Annotated in this window: 16 protein-coding genes; 13 read left to right on the top strand and 3 right to left on the bottom strand. The window is 65.2% G+C overall.

Annotated features, from left to right (window positions below; all coding sequences use genetic code 11):
* Positions 1-65: 65 nt before the first annotated feature.
* The gene (locus I7X43_RS09955; protein ID WP_198100790.1) at positions 66-1019 is read left to right on the top strand and encodes a GGDEF domain-containing protein; all 954 of its coding nucleotides are present in this window, start codon (positions 66-68) and stop codon (positions 1017-1019) included.
* 17 nt (positions 1020-1036) lie between these two features.
* Here I7X43_RS09955 and I7X43_RS09950 read toward each other — a convergent pair whose 3' ends face one another.
* Positions 1037-1618 carry a GNAT family N-acetyltransferase gene (locus I7X43_RS09950; RefSeq protein WP_198100789.1) on the bottom strand — a complete coding sequence of 194 codons (582 nt, stop codon included), beginning with the start codon at positions 1616-1618 and terminating at the stop codon, positions 1037-1039.
* Positions 1615-2472 carry an AAA family ATPase gene (locus I7X43_RS09945; protein ID WP_198100788.1) on the bottom strand — a complete coding sequence of 286 codons (858 nt, stop codon included), beginning with the start codon at positions 2470-2472 and terminating at the stop codon, positions 1615-1617. Before I7X43_RS09945 ends, I7X43_RS09950 begins: the two co-directional genes overlap by 4 nt.
* Positions 2473-2584: 112 nt before the next feature.
* On the opposite strand from I7X43_RS09945, the gene I7X43_RS09940 reads away from it, so the two are divergent.
* The 3 genes from I7X43_RS09940 (at position 2585) to I7X43_RS09930 (ending at position 6153) form a co-directional block, all read left to right on the top strand.
* A complete protein-coding gene (locus I7X43_RS09940) occupies positions 2585-3220 on the top strand; it encodes a c-type cytochrome (protein ID WP_445666940.1) in 636 nt (211 codons plus the stop codon).
* Positions 3221-3320: 100 nt separating this feature from the next.
* A complete protein-coding gene (locus I7X43_RS09935; RefSeq protein ID WP_198100786.1) occupies positions 3321-4562 on the top strand; it encodes a cyclic di-GMP phosphodiesterase in 1242 nt (413 codons plus the stop codon).
* Between the two features lie 16 nt (positions 4563-4578).
* Positions 4579-6153, top strand: coding sequence for an ABC transporter substrate-binding protein (locus I7X43_RS09930; protein ID WP_198100785.1), 1575 nt, complete (start codon positions 4579-4581; stop codon positions 6151-6153).
* Positions 6154-6196: 43 nt separating this feature from the next.
* On the opposite strand, the gene I7X43_RS09925 is transcribed toward I7X43_RS09930, so the two are convergent.
* The gene (locus I7X43_RS09925; RefSeq protein WP_198100784.1) at positions 6197-7060 is read right to left on the bottom strand and encodes an HDOD domain-containing protein; all 864 of its coding nucleotides are present in this window, start codon (positions 7058-7060) and stop codon (positions 6197-6199) included.
* A 97-nt stretch (positions 7061-7157) separates the two neighbouring features.
* Here I7X43_RS09925 and I7X43_RS09920 point away from each other — a divergent pair, with 97 nt between their 5' ends.
* The 9 genes from I7X43_RS09920 to I7X43_RS09880 all read left to right on the top strand — a co-directional run bounded on the left by I7X43_RS09920 (position 7158) and on the right by I7X43_RS09880 (position 20864).
* Positions 7158-7790, top strand: a complete 633-nt coding sequence (locus tag I7X43_RS09920) for a transglutaminase-like cysteine peptidase (protein ID WP_198100783.1) — start codon at positions 7158-7160, stop codon at positions 7788-7790.
* A 9-nt stretch (positions 7791-7799) separates the two neighbouring features.
* On the top strand, positions 7800-9767 hold the full coding sequence (locus I7X43_RS09915; RefSeq protein WP_198100782.1) for a bifunctional diguanylate cyclase/phosphodiesterase: 1968 nt from the start codon (positions 7800-7802) through the stop codon (positions 9765-9767).
* Entirely contained in the window at positions 9764-10867 is a 1104-nt protein-coding gene (gene nemA / locus I7X43_RS09910; protein WP_198100781.1) for an N-ethylmaleimide reductase, read from the top strand. The genes I7X43_RS09915 and nemA overlap by 4 nt, the downstream gene beginning before the upstream one ends.
* 97 nt (positions 10868-10964) lie before the next feature.
* Positions 10965-12569, top strand: a complete 1605-nt coding sequence (locus tag I7X43_RS09905; protein WP_198100780.1) for an AMP-binding protein — start codon at positions 10965-10967, stop codon at positions 12567-12569.
* A gap of 5 nt (positions 12570-12574) precedes the next feature.
* On the top strand, positions 12575-14626 hold the full coding sequence (locus I7X43_RS09900) for a 3-hydroxyacyl-CoA dehydrogenase NAD-binding domain-containing protein (RefSeq protein ID WP_198100779.1): 2052 nt from the start codon (positions 12575-12577) through the stop codon (positions 14624-14626).
* Positions 14626-15084: a GNAT family N-acetyltransferase gene (locus I7X43_RS09895; protein WP_198100778.1), complete on the top strand. Its 459-nt coding sequence runs from the start codon at positions 14626-14628 to the stop codon at positions 15082-15084. The genes I7X43_RS09900 and I7X43_RS09895 overlap by 1 nt, the downstream gene beginning before the upstream one ends.
* Positions 15085-15141: 57 nt before the next feature.
* Positions 15142-17469, top strand: a complete 2328-nt coding sequence (locus tag I7X43_RS09890) for a Tex family protein (RefSeq protein ID WP_198100777.1) — start codon at positions 15142-15144, stop codon at positions 17467-17469.
* A gap of 96 nt (positions 17470-17565) precedes the next feature.
* On the top strand, positions 17566-19773 hold the full coding sequence (locus I7X43_RS09885; RefSeq protein WP_198100776.1) for a TonB-dependent receptor plug domain-containing protein: 2208 nt from the start codon (positions 17566-17568) through the stop codon (positions 19771-19773).
* Positions 19773-20864, top strand: coding sequence for a patatin-like phospholipase family protein (locus I7X43_RS09880; RefSeq protein WP_198100775.1), 1092 nt, complete (start codon positions 19773-19775; stop codon positions 20862-20864). The genes I7X43_RS09885 and I7X43_RS09880 overlap by 1 nt, the downstream gene beginning before the upstream one ends.
* The last annotated feature ends 135 nt before the right edge of the window (positions 20865-20999 follow it).

Genomic DNA, 20999 nt, shown 5'->3' with positions numbered 1-20999 from the left:
GCACAGTTGCGCTGACCCTTTTTGGTCAAGGGTCGGGACTTTGGTTATCCCATCAATTGGCCAACATGCTAATCCCGGGCATCTTTATCCTGTTGCGGTTGGGAATCCAGATCTTTTTGCGCTCGCCCCGTTATGACGAAGAGGCGCTGCTGGTCATCTTGTTGGCACTGGTCTGTGGATTGGGGGGATATATGGGGGGCGCGCCACTGTTCTGGAGCGTGACCTACTCATCGACGTTGGGGGCTTACCTGCTGTTTCGAACGGCGCACACCATTCGAGTCCCCGCGCGCAACGAGCTGGGGGTCCACGAGAGCCGATTGCTGACTTGGCCCCTGCGCATCATTGGCGCGGTTTTTGTGGGGCGATTGATCTTTACCCTCACAGGGGGTGTTGGGGACGCTGCGCCCCTTTTCGTGGACACCCCGTTGAATGTCAGTCTGCTTGTGGTGCTGATGACGGCCGGATTGCTGACGCATCTATCCCTGGGCTTGGCGGTGGCCATGCGTTTGGTGCAAAGGCTTCACAGGCTGTCGCGACAGGATGCACTGACGGCTCTGCCCAACCGACGGGCGGGGGATGAACACTTGGCCCGCCTACAAAAGCGCCTGAATCAGGGCGTTGGGGGTTATGCCGCGCTGCTCGTGGATGTGGACCATTTCAAGCGGATCAATGACGAGCTCGGGCATCCGATCGGCGACCGGGCGCTTGTGCATTTGGGGTCGTGCCTGCAGCATGAGCTCCGTTCGGTGGACCTGCTCGCCCGCTATGGTGGCGAAGAATTCTTGGTTCTCTTGCCCGATATCGATGCCAGTGATGCTGAACAGTTGGCGGAGCGCGTACGTCAGCGGGTCGAGTCGTCGCCCCTCCGACTGGGCGGCCGGCAGTATCCCCTCACGGTCAGCATTGGGTGGGATGTGGCGCGCGCCGGTGAATCGACACCTGCGCTCTTGGCGCGCGCCGATGCTGCGCTGTACAAGGCCAAAGCCGACGGTCGAAACCGGGTTTGCCGGTCGGTTTGACAGACCCGGCCCCGCGATTAGCCGTGATGGAGACGATGGTGCAACCGATTGCGGACTGCTGGCCACTCCGAGGCCAGCAGGCTGTATCGCACCGTGTCGCGAACCGTGCCATCACGGCGCAGTTGATCGTGCCGGATGACGCCCTCGCGCCGGGCCCCCAAACGCTCGATGGCGGCTTGGCTGCGGGTGTTTAGAAGGTCGGTGCGCCAGCCCACCACCGCCGCGCCCAGTGCGTCAAAGGCATGGGTTAAGAGCGCCAGCTTGCATGCGGTGTTGACTGCCGTGCGCCAACTACTCTGGGCGTACCAGGTCCAGCCAATTTCCAAGCGATCCACGGCGGGAACGATGTCGTGATAGCTGGTGCTGCCCAGCACCCGCCCGGTCTTGGCATCCAACACCGCAAAAGCCAGTCGGTTGGGGGTGGCAAGCGCTTGCTCAATGTAGGCGCGGGTCTGGCTGGGTTCGGGGACCGAGGTAAAGGCCAGCTCCCACAGCTTGCCGTCAGCGGCCGCGGCTAGCAAGCCGGGTTCATGCTCCAGCCCCAGGGGAACGAGGTGTACGGGACCCAGCGCTAGGTCGGTGGGTTGAACCTGGATCACCGGTGATGGCGCTGCATGACCAGCAGCTTTTCAAACAGGGTCAAGTCCTGCTCGTTTTTGAGGAGGGCCCCAACCAGCGGGGGCACGCGCGTCGGGCCGGTCTCACCGGCGCCCAATTGCTCGGGCCCCAGGTTTTCTGCCAGCAGCAAACGCAGCCAGTCCAGCAGTTCGCTGGTGGAGGGCTTTTTCTTGAGCCCGGGCAGGTTGCGCACTTGATAAAAGCTCTTGAGTGCAGCCGCCAGAAGATCGCTCTTCAGGTTGGGAAAGTGCGCATCAACGATGCGCTGCATGGTGTCGGCATCGGGGAACTGGATGTAGTGAAAGAAACAGCGGCGCAAAAAAGCGTCCGGGAGTTCCTTTTCGTTGTTGCTGGTGATGAACACCACCGGCCGGTGTCGCGCACGAACGGTTTCTCGCGTTTCATAGCAGTGGAACTCCATGCGGTCGAGTTCGCGCAGCAAGTCATTGGGGAACTCGATGTCGGCCTTGTCGATCTCGTCGATCAAGAGCGCGACGGGCTGGTCGGCCTCGAACGCCTGCCACAAAACCCCCTTCAGGATGTAGTTGCGAATGTCTCGAGCCTTGGCGGCGCTGTCGGCATCACTCAGCTGGCTGTCGCGGAGGCGGCTGACCGCGTCGTACTCGTAAAGACCTTGTTGCGCCTTGGTGGTCGACTTGACATGCCACTGCAGCAGCGGCAGTCCCAGCGCACTGGAGACTTCTTCGGCCAGCAAGGTCTTGCCGGTCCCCGGCTCCCCCTTGAGCAGCAAGGGGCGCTGCAGGGCAATGGCTGCGTTGACAGCCAGCTTCAGATCGTCCGTGGCGACGTAATGGGCGGTGCCGTTGAATTTCATGGAAGCAAGTGTAGGAGGCTCAGGAAAACCCTAGTCCGTTGATCTGCATCAAGGCAGACCGCGCACCCCTCTAGAATGCGCGCCCATTCCTGATTGCCCAGAACAAGTCCTCATCATGCGCACTTTGCTGACCTCGCTGGCCCTGGCCGCTGCCGCCCTTGCCCCCGTGCATGCCCAAGACGCTGCTGCTGGCGCCAAGAAAGTGGCGATGTGCATCGGCTGCCATGGCATTCCTGGTTATCAAGCCAGCTTCCCTGAAGTGCACCGTGTGCCCATGATTTCGGGGCAGAACGCGGGCTACATCGTGGCGGCCCTGCAAGGCTATGCCAAGGGTGACCGCAAGCACCCGACGATGCGGGGCATATCCGGTTCGCTGTCTGAGCAAGACATGAAGGATGTGGCGGCGTTCTATGAACAGCAAGGCAAGGGTGAGCCGGCGCCGGCTGACGTTGCGGCCGCCCCGGAGGCACTGAAGGACAAGCTGGCCGCCTGTGCCGCCTGTCATGGCGCCAATTTCAGCAAGACGCTGGATGGCAACCATCCCAAGCTGGCCGGTCAGCATGCCGATTACCTGTTGGTCGCGCTGAAGAGCTACCAGATCAAGGGCCAGAGCACGGTGGGCCGTGGCAACGCCATCATGCAGGGTCAGGTGGCGGCTTTGAGCCCAGCGGAGCTCAAGCAAATCGCCAAGTACCTCGCGGGCCTGCCGGGTGAATTGAAGACGGTACCGCAGTCGGCCACGCGCTAAGACGCTGCCCTGGCCCGCCTGAGCCGCCCTGCACGGGCGGCTTTTGTTTTTTGGGGATGGCCCGGGGTGTTGGCCTGGGGAAACGGTTGATACTTGACGCATGCTCAAGAAGATCCCGACCTCTCAGGCTGAGCTGGGTATGTACCTCCAGTCGATGGAGGGCTCTTGGCTTTCGCACCCGTTTTGGAAGACCAAGTTTCTGCTGCGGGACCCGGCAGATTTGGACGCGCTGGTCCGGTCGGGGGTGCCTTTCATTTGGATCGATGTCGTGAAGGGCAAAGACGTGCCGGCGTCAGCAGCGGAAATCCTCCCGCGGGTTGAGGCGCCGCCCGCGCCTCCCCCGGCACCCAGTCCTCCCGCTGCGGCGCCGGCACCGACGCCGGTGGCGGCAGCTCCGGTGAAGCCCCAGAGTTTCGAAGAGGAGCTGGAGCGGGCGGCGGAGCTGATGCAAAACTCCAAGCGCCAGGTGGCCTCGATGTTCGAGGAGGCCCGACTGGGCCGCACGATCAAAGAGGAAGATTGCCTGCCGGTGGTGGAGGACATTGCCGGATCGGTCTGGCGCAACCCGTCGGCGCTCATCAGCCTGGCTCGCCTCAAGCAGCGCGACGACTACACCTACATGCACTCCGTGGCGGTGTGCGCCATGATGGTGTCACTGGGCAAACAGTTGGGTTTGAGTGAAGCCGAACAGCGCCAGGCGGGCTTGGCGGGCTTGCTCCACGACGTGGGCAAGATGCTGGTGCCGCTCGAAATCCTCAACAAACCGGGCTCGTTGACCGATCCGGAATTCGCCGTGATGCGCTCGCACCCGGCGCGGGGTTACGAAGCCCTGCGAGCCAGCGGGGTGTTCGCCGAACCGGTGTTGGATGTGTGCCTGCACCATCACGAAAAAATTGATGGCACAGGCTATCCGCACCGACTCAAGGCGGACCAGATCAGCCTCTTTTCCCGCATGGGCTCGGTGTGCGATGTTTACGACGCGGTGACGTCCAATCGCCCCTACAAGAACGCCTGGGATCCGGCCGGATCGATCGCCCGCATGGCCCAGTGGCAGGGCCATTTCGACCCCAAAATCTTCCAGGCGTTTGTCGTTTCGATTGGCATTTATCCGGTGGGAACCTTGGTCCGGTTGGAATCCGGCCGCATGGCCGTGGTGATCGACCAGAACCCCGGCCGGCTGACCACGCCCAAGGTGCGCGTGTTCTTTTCGACCAAGTCCAACATGCCCATTGACGTGCATGACGTGGATTTGGCTCAGACCGGCGACAAAGTGGTGGGGCGGGAAGACCCGGCGACCTGGGGGTTCACGCATATCAATGAGTTGTGGAGCCAACCGCGCTGAGCGGGCAGGAGGGTTGATGCGTACGCTGTGGACGATGGTGGCGGGGGCGTTGCTGGCCTTGGGCGCGCAGGCTCAGACCTTGCGCTGGGCCAGCCAGGGCGATTTGCAGACGGCCGACCCCCATGCTCAGAACGAGAGCATGACCAACATGGTCAATGGGCAGGTCTACGAGAAGCTGGTTAATCGTGATCGCCAGTTGGGGATCGTGCCGGGCTTGGCGACCGAGTGGAGCAACCCCGATCCGCTGACCTGGCGCTTCAAACTGCGATCCGGAGTGAAGTTTCACGATGGGACGCCCTTGACCGCGGACGACGTGGTGTTCTCGGTGCAGCGGGCCAAGGAGCCCACCTCTCAATTGGTGCAATACGCCACCGCGGTGGGGACGCCCCGGCGCGTGGATGACGCCACGGTGGAATTCAAGCTCGACAAACCCAACCCCATCTTTCTGCAACACATAGACTTGCTCTTCATCATGAGCAAGGGCTGGGCGGAGAAGAACCGCGTCACGCGGCCGCAGGATTTCAAGAATCGCGAGGAGTCCTTCGCCAGTACCCATGCCAATGGCACGGGACCCTATGTGCTGGTGTCGCGTCAGCCCGGGGTGAAAAATGTCTTCAAGCGCAACACCCAGTGGTGGGGGCGGTTTGAGGGCAATGTGCAGGACATTGTGTTCACCCCGATCGCCAACGATGCGACGCGATTGGCCGCCTTGATCTCTGGCGAGCTGGACTTGGTGCTGGACCCCGCGCCGCGCGACATTGCCCGGCTGCGGCAGCAACCGGGCTTGCAGGTCATTGATGGCCCAGAAAACCGTTTGGTGTTCATCGGCATGGATCAAGGGCGAGACCAGTTGCTGTATGGCAAATCGCCCGACGGCCGAAACCCCTTCAAAGACTTGCGGGTGCGTCAGGCGCTGTATCACGCCATTGACATCGAGGGCATCAAGCTCAAGCTGATGAACGGCCTTGCCGTACCCACGGGGGGGCTCACCCCCTCGGCGCTGGCCAGTTTCAGTGACCCGCAGTTGCAGAGCCGGTTGCCGTATGACTTGAATTTGGCTCGCCGACTCCTGACGGAGGCCGGCTATGCCGATGGCTTTGAAGTGACGCTGGATTGCCCCAACAACCGCTACATCAACGACGAAGAAATCTGCCTGACGTTGGCGTCCATGTGGGCGCAACTCAAGATCAAAGTCCGGGTCAACGCCATGCCGCGGGTGCTGTTTTTCCCGAAATTGGAAAAGCTAGACACCAGCCTGTACCTGTATGGCTGGGGCGGTGCGATCACCGATGCCGAGTCCATCTTTGCGCCGGTCTATCGCAACCGGGGTGAAAAGGGCGTTGGGGCCTACAACTATGGCAACTGGCGCAATGACAAGTTTGACCAACTGGCGGCACGCAGCAGTGTGGAGATCGACCCCAAGAAGCGCGAAACGCTGGTTCGGGAGGCGCTGGCCGAGTTCCGGGCTCAAATCCACACGATCCCGCTGCACCGTCAGGTCATTCCCTGGGCGGCCCGTGCGGGCCTGAAGGCGGTTCACCGGCCTGACAACTGGTTGGAAGTGGCGTGGGTGACCGTACCCGCCCGTTGATTTGAACGCCAGCGCTTTGAGCGCTGGTTTTCGCGCGAAGGGGTTAGAGGGGGTCGGTCAGTTCGAGTAGCTGATCGGCCCATTCGTCCATTTCAGCGTCTCCGACCTGCAACCATTCCAAGGCCTGGGCGCCGTGGGCGGCCCAGTCGGCGTCGGGTTTCAGGCTCTCACTGCGCCGCATCAACTGCTCAGCCAACAGACCGGCGGCGACCAGCGTGGCGACGCCCGGCTCCAGTTCGGTGTCGTTCAAGACCGTGAAGTCATGGTGGAGGCGGACAGCTGCCATCAGGGGCTGGGGCAGGTTCCAGGCGCGGGCCACCAGGGCCCCCACGACGGCGTGGTTGGTGCGGTGATTGGCATCTTCGGTCTGAACGTAGGGCCGGTCGATGCGCGCGGCGGCCTCGACCAAAGTTGCGCCGTACCCTCGCACCGCTTGCAGGAGTACGGGCATGCCGACATGGCAAAACAGACCAAAGATGCCGGCCAAGTCGGCATCCAGGCCAGGAATCTGAGCAGCCAGCAAGCGCATCGCCGTGGCTCGCTTGGCACTGCGCTCCCAGAATCGCTGCAGGTGCGGACTCTTGACCGGAATGGCGTTGCGAATCAAGAAACCGGTCATCAACTCCGCGGTGGCATCCAACCCCAGGCGCGTGAGGGCTTGCCCCACGCTCACGCAGGGCGTGCCGTCCCCCATGTGAACGGGGCTGTTGGCGACCCGAATCAGGGTGGCGGACATGGCCACATCGGCGCTGGCGATGGCCTGAATCTCGGTGAGGTCGGGCTGCGCCGTGGCCATTGCCGCACGCAGTCGGGTCAGCAGTTCGGGGCAGGGCGGGATCTTGATCTCCCGCAGCGGGCCCTTGTCTCGGGCGGTTTGGATTTCCTGCTGAATGGTGGCGATCTGCATGGTCGGTGTCGTTTCTTGCTGACTCGCAGCATACCCAGCAGGGTTTGCCAGTCGTCAAGCGAGCGGTCGAAAGCTCTACAGTGGCGTGCAATCTGCCATGCGTCGCCTGCCCATTTTCTTGCTGTGCATCCTGCTGACCCTGTCGGGGTTGGCCTGGGAGCGTGCGCGGTTTCTGGCGGCGGCGGCCAAGCTGTCACAGAGTACGCAGCGGCTGGCCCAGGCCCTTGTCGAATCCATCGAACGCTCCGGTTCGCTTGATCCCGCTCAGAAGGTGCGCTCTGTCAACGACTTTGTCAATGGGCGCTTGGAGTGGACGGACGATCAGACGGTGTGGGGGATGGTCGACTATTGGGCCAGCCCGCTGGAAACCCTGGACAAGGGGCGAGGCGACTGTGAGGACTTGGCCATGGCCAAGTACTTCATGTTGCTGGCGGAGGGCGTGCCGGAAAGCAGTTTGCGGATGGTGTATGTGCGGGCCCAGTTGGACGGGCGACCGCAGGCCCACATGGTGTTGGCGTGGTACCCCACGCCCCAGTCTGAGCCCTGGATTTTGGACAACCTCGATCCCGTGCTCAAGAAGGCCAGTGATCGGCCCGACTTGGCGCCGGTTTTTAGTTTTAACGCCGAGGGGCTGTGGCAGGGCGTGGGGGCGACGACGGCGGGCAATCCGCTGGCCCGCCTGTCAGTGTGGCGGGATGCGCTCGCGCGAGCGAGAGAACAAGGTTTTTAGGAGACGGCGATGTCCTTAATTCGCCAGATCAGTCTGCTGATCGCGGTGTCATTGTTGGTGGGTTTGACCGGGGCTTTGGGGGTGTCGGCGGGGTCCTTGCGAACCGTCTTGCAGGACCAGGCTCGCATCAAAAATGCGGACAACGCCCAGGCCTTGGCCTTGGCGGTGTCCCAGCAGGGCGGTGACGTGGCCTTGATCGAGTTGCTGATGAGTGCGCAGTTCGATACGGGCCACTACCAAGCGCTGCGCTGGATCCAGTCAGACGGCAAGGTCGGGTTCACCCGCGAAGCGCAGGCCAAGCCGAGTCAGGCCCCTCAGTGGCTGCAGCAGGCCCTGCCTTTGTCGGTGGAACCTGGTGTGGCCCAGCTTTCGAATGGCTGGCAAGCCATCGGTCAGGTGGAAATCAAAACCCATCTCAGCTACGCCTATGACACGCTGTGGGCTGCACTGGTTCAGGCAGCCCTGTGGTCCTCAGCCCTCACGGTGGTGGCGCTGCTGCTTGCCCAGTGGGTTTTGGGGCGGATTCGTCGGCCGCTCGATGCCTTGGTGGCCCAGGCCGACGCCATGGCTGAAGGGCAGTTTTTGACCGTGCCGCCGGCCAAAGTTCCGGAACTGCGATCGCTGACCGAGGCGCTCAACGCCACGGTCGGTCGCATTCAGCGCATGTTTGAAGCGCAGACCGAGCAACTGGGTTTGCTGAGGCAGCAGGCCCACTGCGATGCGCTCACCGGCCTGTCGCTGCGTAAGCATTTCCTGGCGGAGTTGGCCTCGGCCATGGCCCGAGATGACCTGCCCCCGCGAGGGGCCTTCATGCTGCTGCGTCTGGAGGATCTGGCGGGTGTGAACCGCCTGCTGGGCCGGGAAGCCACAGACCAGGTTCTGGCCTTGGTGGGGCAGGCCTTGAGCCAGTACTGCCAGCGGGTGCCGGGGAGCTTGGCGGGCCGATTGAACGGTGCGGATTTGGCGCTGTGGCTGCCTGCACCCGATGTGCTGCAGGACAGCGCCGAGGCACTGGCCGAAGCCTTGCGTCTCGCCCTCCAACAAGCGGCCGGGCAAGGGGGGCAGGGCGCCATTCGCTTGGCCTTGGGTGGCGTGGAGTTGGCGCGGGAGCAGCCCCTGTCCTATTGGTTCTCGCAGGCCGACGAGGTGTTGGCCCAAGCGGAAGGGCGGGCGGTTGGCCAGACCCTGGGCATGGCCCTGCGGGTCGCGGACAGTGCCGCCGACGACCGCGCGCTACCGAGCGGCGAGCGGGCATGGCGGGCTCAAATTGAGGCGGCCCTGGCCCAGGGGCATACGCGGTTGTTGCAATACCCGGTGTTGGACCGCGAAGGGCATTTGTTGCACTGGGAGTGCCCGTTGCACTTGGGACTGGCCGTGGGTGGGGGCGACGCGCCGCCCGACTTTGTGAATGCGCAAACCTGGCTGCCTTTGGCTCTGCGCACGCAGTTGACGGCGGATATCGACCTGGCCGCTGTGGGCCTGGCCCTGCAGTTGACCCAAGGGGATGGTCAGATGCGCGCGCTCAATATCGCACCGGCTTCGCTGCTGGCGCATGACTTCCTCCCGCGCCTGCGGGCCCTGCTTCGCAGCCAACCCGGCGCCGCACGGCAAATCGCCTTGGAGTTTGATGTCCATGCCGCGCACGCCAAGACGGCGGACTTGCTGCGCGAGTTGTCTCGCGCGGTTCATCCCTTGGGGGTGTCGGTGGGCTTGGAGCACGCGGGGGCCCAGGTTCAGCAAATGGAGCGTCTCTACGAACTGGGCTTGGACTACATCAAGCTGGATCGCTCGGTGCTGCTGGGCGTTCATGAGGATGCCAGCCGCGCCGGCTTTGTGCGCAGTCTGGTGCTGTTCCTGCAAGGTCAGGCGCTGCAGGTGATGGGCGAGGGCGTGGATGACGCGCGGGATGCCAAGACCCTCATCGACTGCGGCTTGAATGGATTGACCGGACCGTGGGCGACGGGAGCGCGGGCATGAGGGGCGCCGACGCGCTCTTGCAGCCCCTGACTGCGGGGGCGATGCAGCTGGCAAATCGCATCTGGATGGCGCCGCTTACGCGCTTGCGGTCGATTGAGCCGGGTGACGTGCCGGGCCCCCTGGCCTCCACCTATTACCGTCAGCGCGCCAGCGCGGGCTTGATCGTGAGCGAAGCCGCCCACATCAGCCCGCAGGCGAAAGGGTATGCCGGCGCGCCCGGCATTTTTTCCCCTGAGCAAGTCAAGGCGTGGCAGGGCGTGACCGAGGCGGTTCACGCGGCCGGGGGGCGCATCGTGTTGCAGTTGTGGCACGTCGGGCGCGTGTCGCACTGTGAGGTTCAGCCGGGCGGGCTGGCCCCTGTGGCCCCCTCGGCGCTCCCCAGTCAAGGGCGTACGTCGCTCCGCGATGCCGAGGGCCGACCGGTGCGTGCTGCTTGCAGCGTGCCGCGGGCTTTGGAGCGGGTGGAGTTGCCGGGCATTGTGGATGCCTATGCCATGGCGACTCGCCGGGCGCGGCAAGCGGGCTTTGATGGGGTGGAGATCCACGCGGCGCATGGCTATTTGCTGCAGCAGTTCCTGTGTAGCGGCAGCAATCAACGCACCGATGACTACGGTGGGGTGATCGAAAACCGAGCCCGCTTGTGCCTGGAGGCCGTTGATGCTTGCTGCGCCGAGTGGTCGTCAGGCCATGTGGGCATTCGGATCTTTCCCTTTCCCCCGATGCCGGACCTCACCGATGACGATCCGCAGGGCAATGCGTTTTATCTGGTAGAGCAGCTGGCCCAACGCCACTTGGCTTACTTGCACGTGTCTGAGCCCGATTGGGTGGGCGGGGCGGAGCTGCCCGAGGCCTTTCGGGAGGGTTTGCGTGCGCGCTACCCCGGCGTCATCGTGGGCTCCGGGGCCTACACCGTTGAGGATGCGGTCGTGCGTCTGGAGCGCGGATGGATCGACGCCGTCGCCTTCGGACGCGCCTTCATTGCCAACCCCGACTTGCCAGCCCGCATCCGGCACGACAGGCTATGGGCCACCCCGGACAGCGGCACGTTCTACGGCGGGGGGGCAGCGGGCTACACGGACTACCCCGTGATGGGCGATTGAGGTATTACCGCGCAACGCAAACCCCGAGGGGCCCGCGGGTCAACCCGGAGGCGCGAGGGTGTTGCAGTGCCATGGGGGCCCCTAAGATCAGGCCCCCATGATGCGCGTTCCCTTGCACCTTTCGACGCTCCTGCGCCAAGCGGCGCGCGAGCACGGCCGCACACCGGTCACCACCTTGGACGGTGGAGGACGCGTGTACCGCAGTTCTTGGATGCAAATGGAGCGCCGCGCCCGCCAGTGGGGGCAGGCGCTCGAACGGCTGGATGTACCGCGTGGGGCGCCGGTGGCCTTGTTGGGCTGGAATGCTCAGGGCCTGCTGGAGGCCGTGCTGGGAACGGCGTGTGCGGGGCGTCAAGCGCTAACGCTCAACCCCCGCCAATTTCCTGAGCAGCTGATTTGGGCCGTAAATCAAGCGCAGGCGCAAGCCTTGGTGTTCGATTCAGCGCTGGCGCCGCTCGTGGAAGCGATGCAGCTCCAGATGGGCACCGTGAAGCACTACATTCAGCTTGGGGGGCCGGATGAGTTGCCGGAGCCAGGGCTCTTGATGATCGAGCCGACGGATGCCGATTCCCTGCTCGGCATTGACGACCCCGATTGGCAGTGGCCTCAACCCGATGAGACCGATACGGCCTTGATTGCGTTCACAGCGGCGAGCAGCGGTTGGCCGCGCGGGGTGCCCACCAGCCATCGTGCCGCCGTGTTGCAGGCGTTGGCAGCCGCCTTGCCTGACGCCTACGGCATGTCGTGCAACGACGCGGTAATGCCCTTGCTGCCCGTGGCCCACAGCGGCGGGTGGGCCCTGTGCTTGTGTGCGGCCACGGTGGGGGCGCGATTGGTCCTGGTTCCGCCCGGGCTGGGGGCCGCGGCATTGGCCGAAGGCATGGCGAGCCAGGGCGTCACCTTGGCGGCCGGCCCGCCGACGGTGTGGCAAGAGGTCTTGGATCACATGCAGGCCACCGGGCTGGCCATGCCCCAGCTGCGGCGCGCGGTGGTGGGAAGCGCGGCCTTTCCTCCGGAGTTGTTGACCCGTATGCAGCAGTGGCCCGGCCTAGACATCATGCACACCTGGGGCATGAGCGAGATCGCGCCACCGGCCTTGGTCGCGCGAGGGGCGGGGTTGGTGGCCGGGGAGGATGGCCGCTTGCCGCAAGGGCGACCGGGGTTCGGGGTGGAGCTAGCGCTGATCGACGATGGAGGGCGTTCGCTGCCACGCGACGGGCGCTCCGAAGGCCTGCTAGTCGCCCGCGGTCCGTGGACCTTGGATGCCTACCTCGGAGAAAAGGATTCGCCTCTGGTGTCAGTCGATGGCGATCCTGGCTGGTTCCCCACGGGCGATATCGCCCGCATCAATCCCGAGGGCTGGGTCACCATCACGGACCGGCGCAAGGACCTGATTCGGTGCGGCGGCGAATGGATCAGCGCGGCGCAGTTGGAGCGCATTGCGCTGTCGCACCCCGATGTGGCGGAGGCGGCTGCCATCGCCCGGCCCGATCCTTTGCAGGGCGAACGGCCCCTGGTGGTGGTGGTGCTCCACCCCGGCAACAGCTTGGAAACGGATGCTCTTCTGGCGCTGTACGAAGGGCGTGTGGCCGATTGGCAGCGTCCGATGGGGGCGTTGGTCTTTCCGGAGTTGCCACGGTTGGGCAATGGTGATGTGGACAAGCGCGAACTGCGTGCGCTGGTGGACACCCTTTTGGATTGAACTGCATGAGCTTGTTGCAAACCTCGCGCCAGGGCAGCGTGCTGCTGCTGCATGTGTCCAACCCGCCGGTCAATGGGCTGTCGTTCGCGCTTCGCACGGCGTTAATGCATGCGCTGGACGGGGCGGAGGCCGCCCCGGACGTCTTGGCCGTGGTGATCCATGGCGGGGCCAAGGCCTTTTCGGGCGGTGCGGACATTCGCGAATTCGGGCAACCCCAAGCCCTGGCGCAGCCGAATTTGCCCAGCCTGTGTGCCCGCCTGGACGAGATGAGCAAACCCGTGGTCGCGGCGATTGAAGGACTGGCGCTGGGCGGCGGTCTGGAGCTGGCCTTGGCCTGCCATTACCGGGTGGTTCAGGCCAAAGCCCAGATTGGGCTGCCGGAGGTTAATTTGGGGTTGTTGCCGGGGGCTGGCGGTACGCAGCGTTTCCCCCGGGCAGTGGGGCTGGCTACGGCGCTGAAGCTGATTCCGCAGGGGCGTTTGGTGCGGGCGCAGGAGTTGGCGGCCCTGCCGGCGCAGCGACTGTTCGATGACGTGGTGGCGGAAGCGGGCGATGGCGCGGTGCTTGCAGCCGCCGTGGCCTTGGCTCAGCGCATCCAGGCCCTCCGACCCCTGCCGCGTTTGCGCGACCAAACGGTGGCACCGGACGCCGAAGCGGAGGCGCAGGCGCTGGCCGCATCGGAGGGCTTGCCTTACCCCGCCCCCTTGGCCTGTGTGCAAGCGGTACGGGGTGCGGCGTCGTTGCCGTTTGAGGACGGTATTCGGGCGGAGCGCGCGGGGTTTGAGGGCCTTCTGCATTCCCCGGAAAGCGCCGCGCTGCGCCATGTGTTTTTCGCCGAGCGGGCGGCGGGCAAGGTGCCGGGCGTGGAGGCGGACACGCCCCGCGCGCGCATTCAATCGGTCGGCGTGGTGGGGGCCGGCACCATGGGCCAGGGCATTGCCTTGGCGTGCGCGCAGGCGGGTTTGCCGGTGCAACTTGTGGAACCCGATGCTGCTGCCCGAGCGCGGGCGCTGTCCCAGTTGGATCGCCACTGGGTGGCCCAGGTCGAAAAGGGGCGCCTGTCGGCGGACAAGGCCCAAACGGCACGCCAATTGATGACCGTGACCGAGCGACTTGGGGACTTGGCCCAGGCGGATTTGCTGATCGAGGCGGTCTACGAAGACATGGCGCTGAAACAAGCCGTGTTCCGTGAGATGGATGCCATCGCCAAGCCCGAGGCCCTGCTGGCCAGCAACACCTCTACCCTGGATATGGATGCGTTGGCCCAAGTCACGCAGCGTCCGGACCAAGTGCTGGGCCTGCATTTCTTCAGCCCAGCGGCGGTCATGAAGCTCTTGGAGGTGGTGCGGGGCGCGGCCACCTCCCCCACGGCCCTGGCCAGTGCGTTGGCCTTTGGCAAGCAAATCGGCAAGACCTGCGTGGTGGCCGGCAACGCCGACGGGTTCATCGGCAACCGCATGGTGGATCGCTATCTCGAGCAAGCCCTCTTCTTGCTGGATGAGGGCTGCACGCCCCAGCAGGTGGACCAAGCCATTGAAGCGTGGGGGCTGGCGATGGGCCCGTTCCGCATGATCGACATGGCTGGCAACGACGTGAGTTGGCGCGTGCGACAGCAGCGCGCCAAAGACGGCAAGCTGCGCCGGGCGCAGCCGCTGGCGGACCGGCTGTGTGAGTTGGGGCGGTTTGGTCAAAAAGCAGGGGGTGGCTGGTACGACTACGACGGGCGCGAGGCCCGTCCTAGTAAGGCGGTGGCGGCGCTGATTGCGGCGCACCGCGAGCAGATGGGGCGGCCTGCCCGAACCGTGGGGGCCGAGGAAATCGTCGACCGCTTGCTGTTGGCGCTGGGAATTGAGGGCGAGCGCCTCTTGGCCGAGGGCGTGGCGCTGCGGGCCTCGGACATTGATCTTGTTTATGTGCTGGGCTATGGCTTTCCTCGCTGGAAGGGCGGCCCCATGTTTGAGCTGGCGCGCCGGGGTGAGGGCGCTGTGGCGGCGCTGCGAGGGGCTTTTGCTGCGGTCGCCCATGACGATGCGGCGTTTTGGGCCCCTGTTCATTGATGAGCCCGCTCACGCTTCACTGGACCTGCCAGCCCTTCGCGCAGCTGACTGTGCACGCCTTGTACGCGGCGCTGCGCTTGCGCGCTGAGGTCTTCATCTTGGAGCAGCACTGCCTCTACGCCGATGTGGACGGGCACGACCCCCAGGCCCAGCACTTGCTCGGCTGGCAGGGCGAGACGCTGGTGGCTTACGCCCGACTGTTCGCACCGGGGGACAAGGTGAGCGGTGCGGCCTGCATTGGCCGCGTGGTGACGGCCGCGCCCGCTCGGGGGCAAGGGCTGGGGCATGAATTGATGCGGCATGCCGTGGCGGCGTGTTCCCGTTTGTGGCCCGGTCAGCCCATGGTGCTGTTTGCCCAGGCGCACTTGAAGGGCTATTACGCCGCCCATGGGTTTGCTGAGGTGGGGCCGGAGTTCGTTGAAGACGGCATCCCCCATGTGGAGATGCACCGCGCCTGAGAGAATCGCGCTGTTTGCGTTTTCTATGGGCGCCTGTTTTGGGCGCCCTTGTTGTTTGTGGATCGAATCGTTGCTCAAATTGCCGCAGAACTGAAGGTTCGTGCGGCGCAGGTGCAGGCCGCCGTGGACCTGCTCGATGGTGGGGCTACCGTGCCCTTTATCGCTCGCTACCGTAAAGAAGCGACGGACGGTCTGGACGACATTCAGTTGCGTGAACTGGAGGCGCGCCTCAGTTACCTGCGCGAGCTGGAAGACCGCCGGGCGGCCGTCCTCAAGAGCGTGGAGGAGCAGGGCAAGCTCACGAGCGAGCTGCGTGCTCAGCTAGAGGCCGCCGACACCAAGCAGCTGCTGGAAGACCTCTACGCGCCCTACAAACCCAAGCGTCGCACCAAGGGCCAGATCGCCCGCGAGGCCGGCCTGGCCCCCTTGGCCGACAAGCTGTTTGCCGACCCGAGCCTGGACCCAATGGCCGAAGCGGCCGGCTTCATCAACGCCGAGGCCGGTTTTGCCGACGCACCGGCCGTTCTGGATGGTGTTCGCGATCTGCTGAGCGAAACCTGGGCCGAGGACGCCGCCCTAGTGGGCAAGCTGCGCGACTGGCTCTGGACCGAGGGCCTGTTCCAAAGCCAGCGTGTCGAATCGGCTAACGAGAACGACGCTGAGGTTGCCAAGTTCCGCGACTATTTTGCGTACGACGAGCCCATCGCCCGCGTACCCAGTCACCGTGCGCTGGCGGTGTTCCGCGGCCGCACGGCGGGTTACCTGGATGCCAAGCTGGTGCTGAACGAGGAGGTGCTGCCCGGCAAGCCCACGATGGCGGAGATGAGGATTGCCGCTCACCTGGGCTGGAGCCCTCAGAACCGGCCGGGCGATGCGCTGATCCGCAAGACCGTGGCCTGGACCTGGAAGGTCAAGCTCAGCATGAGCCTGGAGCGCGACCTCTTCACCCGCCTGCGTGAGGCCGCGGAAGCCACCGCCATCAAGGTGTTTGCCGAGAACCTGCGCGACCTGCTGCTGGCCGCCCCGGCCGGCCGCAAGGTGGTGATGGGTCTGGACCCAGGCATCCGCACCGGCGTAAAGGTGGCGGTGGTGGGTGAGACCGGCAAGGTGCTAGACACGAGCACGGTCTACCCGCATGAACCGCGCCGCGACTGGGAGGGCAGCCTGCACACCCTGGCCAAGCTGTGCTCGCTGCACGGCGTGAACCTGATCGCCATCGGCAACGGCACCGCCAGCCGAGAGACCGACAAGCTGGCCGCTGACCTGATCAAGCGCCTGCAGAGCCTGGCGCCGGGTGTGGCAATCCAGAAGGTGGTGGTCAGCGAGGCCGGTGCCTCGGTCTACTCGGCCTCGGAAGTCGCGAGCAAGGAGCTTCCCGAATTGGATGTGAGCCTGCGCGGCGCGGTGTCCATCGCCCGTCGCTTGCAGGATCCGCTGGCGGAGCTCGTGAAGATCGACCCCAAGAGCATCGGCGTGGGCCAGTACCAGCACGATGTGAACCAGAGCGAACTGGCCCGCAGCCTGGGCGCGGTGGTGGAAGACTGCGTGAATGGCGTGGGCGTGGACCTGAACTTGGCCTCCGCGCCGCTGCTGGCGCGGGTGTCGGGCTTGACGCAGAGCCTAGCCGGCGCCATCGTGCGCCACCGTGATGCCCAAGGTCCGTTTAAGAACCGCAAGCAACTGCTGGATGTGACCGGCCTGGGCCCCAAGACCTTCGAGTTGGCGGCGGGCTTTCTGCGCATCCGTGAGGGCGACAACCCGCTCGACCAGAGCGGGGTGCACCCCGAGACCTACCCGGTGGTGCAGCGCCTGCTCGATCAGCTGAAGCTCCCCATCCACGACGTGATGGGCCGTAGCGACGTGCTGCGCAAGGTGCGCCCGGAGGCTCTGGCCGACGAGAAATTTGGCGCCATCACCGTCAAGGACGTGCTGGCCGAACTGGAAAAGCCCGGCCGCGACCCGCGCCCCGACTTCAAGGTGGCGCGATTCAACGACGGCGTCGAGGACCTCAAGGACCTCCAGCCCGGCATGGTGCTGGAGGGCACGGTTAGCAACGTCGCGCAGTTCGGCGCTTTCGTGGACCTGGGCGTGCACCAAGACGGGCTGATCCACGTCAGCCAACTCAGCCACAAGTTCGTCAACGATGCGCGGGAGGTCGTCAAGACCGGTGACATCGTGCGTGTCAAAGTGCTGGAGGTGGACCTGGAGCGCCAGCGAATTTCCCTGACCATGAAGCTGGAGATGGCGGCCCCCCGAGCTGGTGCACGCGACGACAACGCTTATCGGCCAGCGGGCCGCCACGAAAGAGCCGCACGGCCGGCCGCGCCTGCACCGGCCAGTGGGGCCATGGCCGCAGCGTTTGCCAAGTTGCAAGGCAAGCGCTGACCCCAGGCTGGGTCACGCCTCAAGGGTCTTTGGGGCATGACGAATGCCAGCCGGACGCGCTTGCGGCATGCTGCGCCGCGCAATTAACCGTTTCCCATGAAATTGAAACCCACCGCCCTGGCCGCCAGCGTTATGGCCGCCCACTTGAGTCTGATCCCGGCGCATGCGCAGCAAGAAGTGCAGTCGGATGACAACCGAGCCAATCCCCAGCAGTTGGATCGGGTGGAGGTGCGAGCCCGCCAGGCCAGCGACACCGACATGCGCCGGCGCCAACCCGTGGCCAAGCAAATCTATGGGCGCGAGGAGTTGGACAAGTACGGGGACACCCAGCTCGCCGATGTGCTCAAGCGCCTGCCCGGCATCAACATGCAGGGCAACCAGCTGCGCATGCGCGGCCTGGGCGGGGCGTTCACGCAGATCCTGGTCAACGGGGATCCGGCGCCTCCGGGCTTCGCGCTGGACCAAGTCAATCCCGCCAGCGTCGAACGGATTGAGGTGAGCAAAGCGCCCACGGCCGATCAGAGTGCGCAGGCCATTGCGGGAACGGTGAACATCATCCTGAAGGATGCGCCGCGCGTGGTTCAAAAGGACCTGCGCTTGGGGTTGGCTTACAACCATGACAAGCCCGTCGTGAACGGCAGCTTCACGTATGGCGACCGCAAAGGCGGCCTGGGTGTGGTCATGCCCGTGTCGTTTTTCAGTTGGCGCCTGCTGAACGAAAACGACGGCATACGTCAGGGCCGCGACGCCCAGGGCAAGCCGCAAACGCTCGCGACGGCGGGGACGGACATTCCTTATGGGCATGGGGTGAACCTGGCGCCGCGCATCAACTGGAAGCTGGGCGAAGACGAGACGCTGACGCTGCAAGGTTTTGCGGTGCGCAACAACTTCCGCAACGTGGGCGAGACCGACACCACCGTGTTGCAGGGCAGCGCCCCGAGCTCGGTGGACGACCAATTCACCAACCGAGGCTACTTCCAGCACGCGCGCCTCAACCTGCAATACAACAACCGGTTCCAGGAAGACCAGCGTCTGGAGCTGCGCGTGGGCGCGGGCGGTGCCAGTTCGGAGTTTGATACCCGCTTCCTCGGGCGCAACGCCGCCGGACTGCCCACGGTCGACCGCCGCACCACGGGCGAGGGCCAGAACCGCGGCCTCAATCTGAGCGGCAAGTACAGCCAGTTCGTGGGCGAGGCGCACACCGTGACGGCAGGGGGCGAGTTGGAGCGCCGCAGCCGGGAGGAGTCGCGCCGCACGCTGGAGAACGGCGTTGACCTGCTGCCGGGCATCGAAGGCCAGCCCTTTGACGCCACGGTCACCCGCAGCGCGCTTTTTGTGCAGGACGAGTGGGAAATCTCACCCCAATGGTCCGCTTACCTGGGCTTGCGCAATGAGCGCATCCGCACCGACAGCGAGGGCAGTGGCTCCACCTTCCGCAGCACCAGCTCGGTGCTGACCCCGTTGCTGCACCTGAACTACAAGTTCGATCCCAAGGCGCGCGATTTGCTTCGCATGAGCCTGACACGCAGCTACAAGGCGCCGGACGTGCAGCAGCTGATTGCCCGCCCCACCATCAACACCAATTACCCCACGACCGGACCTAACACCGAGACCGCGCCGGACCGCGTGGGCAACCCGGCGCTCGAGCCGGAACTGGCAACGGGCCTGGACTTGGCCTGGGAGAAATACCTGAGCGGGGGGTCGATGCTGTCGGTGGGCGTGTTCCACCGTCGCATCACAGGCCTGATCCGCAACAGCCTGAGCCTGCAAAACGTCGGCTGGGCGAGCCAGCCTCGGTGGGTGGCCATGCCGGTGAACCTCAGCCGCGTCCACACTTCCGGTCTCGAGTTGGAAATCAAGGGTCGGGCGGGCGAGCTGTTCCCCAGCCTGTTCGAGCCGGCAACCGCGCTCAGTCTGCGGGCTTCGCTGTCGATTTACCGCTCCAAGGTGGAGGACCTGCCGGGGCCCGACAACCGCCTGGAGCAGCAGCAGCCTTGGTCGTTCACCTTTGGTGCCGACTACCGCTTGAAGGACGTGCCGGTGTCCATGGGCTTGAACCTGAACTTCACGCCCTCCTATGACGTGCAGCAAACGCTGCTCAGTCGCCTCAGCACGGGCCGCGCCCGTGGCATGGACGCCTACGTGCTGTGGACGATGAGCCGAAGCGATTCGCTGCGCTTTGGCGTGCAGAACCTGGCCCCCGTGGCCAATACCAGCGCCACGGTGTACACCAGCGGCGACTTTGCCCTGAGCGAGCGCCGCCAGCGGGCTTGGTACGCCGTGAACTGGGAACACAAGTTCTGATGTCTGGGCCGGCCCTGCAGGTTTTCGCCGGGCCGGCCGCTCGCGCGCGGCTAGCCGAACGGGGCTTGCAGGCGGCGGATGTTGGCCTGATCCCGGCCGCGGCCGGTGGCCCTAAAGGCCTGGTCCTGAATGCGCTGGACCGGCACTTGTTCGGTCGCTTCCTGGCCGAGAGTCACCAGCCTGTGCACCTGGTGGGGGCCTCAATTGGCGCGTGGCGCATGGCTGCGGCGGCATCCGCACACGGGGCCGAGGAGGTGGCCGCGGCCTTCGAACGCCTGGCCGAGGCCTATGTGGCGCAGCGTTACGACCCAGAGCCCGGCCAGCGGCGGCTACCGGCTGCGGCGGTGACGGCCCGCTTCCAGCACACGCTGCAGCAGCAGTTTGGAGGGGCGGAGGCGCGGCTGGTGGCGCACCCCCGCTGGCGCTTGCACCTGGTCACCTCGCGCGGCCTGGGGGTGTTGGCGCGGGAGTCCCGCTGGCGCACGCCCTTGGGCTATCTGGCGGCCTTCGCAGCCAACGCAGCGCATCGGCCCTGGATGGGGCGCTGGCTGGAGCGCGTCGTGTTCTCCGACCCGCGCAGCCCCTTGCCCTTGCCGTTGAGCGATTACCGCAGCCGTGTGCTGCCGCTAACCGAACGCAACCTGCTGCCGGCCCTGCTGGCCAGTTGCTCGATCCCGTTTTACCTGCGGGCGCAGTCCGAGATCCCGGGCGCACCGCCGGGGGCGTATTGGGATGGCGGCATCACCGACTACCACCTGCACTGGGACTATCGCAGCCTGGCAGGGCAGAGCAGCCCGCTGGTGCTGTACCCGCACTTCCAGCGCGCCGTGGTGCCAGGCTGGCTGGACAAAACGCTCCGCCACCGCCACCGGGCCAGCGCCTTTCTGAGTCAGACGGTGGTGGTGGCGCCGCACCCCGCGTGGGTGGCCCGCCTGCCCGGCGGCAAGCTGCCCGACCGAGCGGATTTCGCCACGCTCAGCGTGAGCGAGCGCCAAGGCCGCTGGCGGCAGGTCGTGGCGGAAAGTGAGCGACTGGCGGCGGAATTCGAGCGCCTCACCCAAAAGAACTCGATTCAGGCCGAAGCGCTTTAGAATCGCCCCTCTTACCAGTCTCACAAGAGCGAGAAAGGCAGCACGGTTATGACACCGCGGACTACATCCCCTTCTGAACGGCGTGCCTCCGCCGCGTGGGGCCGCGCCTGCTGACTTTTCTTGCTGGATTCGACG

This window comes from Inhella gelatinilytica, from assembly GCF_016093295.1.
Classification (GTDB): domain Bacteria; phylum Pseudomonadota; class Gammaproteobacteria; order Burkholderiales; family Burkholderiaceae_C; genus Inhella; species Inhella gelatinilytica.
The sequence above is the reverse complement of the archived record's forward strand: the minus strand, read 5'-3'. Positions and strand labels throughout refer to the sequence as shown.

What these genes read in the sequence shown, in the direction of transcription:
- I7X43_RS09955 (WP_198100790.1), top strand. Translation starts at nt 66, where the DNA reads ATGCTAATCCCGGGCATCTTTATCCTGTTGCGGTTGGGAATCCAGATC.
- I7X43_RS09945 (WP_198100788.1), bottom strand. Translation starts at nt 2,472, where the DNA reads ATGAAATTCAACGGCACCGCCCATTACGTCGCCACGGACGATCTGAAG.
- I7X43_RS09935 (WP_198100786.1), top strand. Translation starts at nt 3,321, where the DNA reads ATGCTCAAGAAGATCCCGACCTCTCAGGCTGAGCTGGGTATGTACCTC.
- I7X43_RS09930 (WP_198100785.1), top strand. Translation starts at nt 4,579, where the DNA reads ATGCGTACGCTGTGGACGATGGTGGCGGGGGCGTTGCTGGCCTTGGGC.
- I7X43_RS09925 (WP_198100784.1), bottom strand. Translation starts at nt 7,060, where the DNA reads ATGCAGATCGCCACCATTCAGCAGGAAATCCAAACCGCCCGAGACAAG.
- I7X43_RS09920 (WP_198100783.1), top strand. Translation starts at nt 7,158, where the DNA reads ATGCGTCGCCTGCCCATTTTCTTGCTGTGCATCCTGCTGACCCTGTCG.
- I7X43_RS09915 (WP_198100782.1), top strand. Translation starts at nt 7,800, where the DNA reads ATGTCCTTAATTCGCCAGATCAGTCTGCTGATCGCGGTGTCATTGTTG.
- nemA (WP_198100781.1), top strand. Translation starts at nt 9,764, where the DNA reads ATGAGGGGCGCCGACGCGCTCTTGCAGCCCCTGACTGCGGGGGCGATG.
- I7X43_RS09905 (WP_198100780.1), top strand. Translation starts at nt 10,965, where the DNA reads ATGATGCGCGTTCCCTTGCACCTTTCGACGCTCCTGCGCCAAGCGGCG.
- I7X43_RS09900 (WP_198100779.1), top strand. Translation starts at nt 12,575, where the DNA reads ATGAGCTTGTTGCAAACCTCGCGCCAGGGCAGCGTGCTGCTGCTGCAT.
- I7X43_RS09895 (WP_198100778.1), top strand. Translation starts at nt 14,626, where the DNA reads ATGAGCCCGCTCACGCTTCACTGGACCTGCCAGCCCTTCGCGCAGCTG.
- I7X43_RS09885 (WP_198100776.1), top strand. Translation starts at nt 17,566, where the DNA reads ATGAAATTGAAACCCACCGCCCTGGCCGCCAGCGTTATGGCCGCCCAC.
- I7X43_RS09880 (WP_198100775.1), top strand. Translation starts at nt 19,773, where the DNA reads ATGTCTGGGCCGGCCCTGCAGGTTTTCGCCGGGCCGGCCGCTCGCGCG.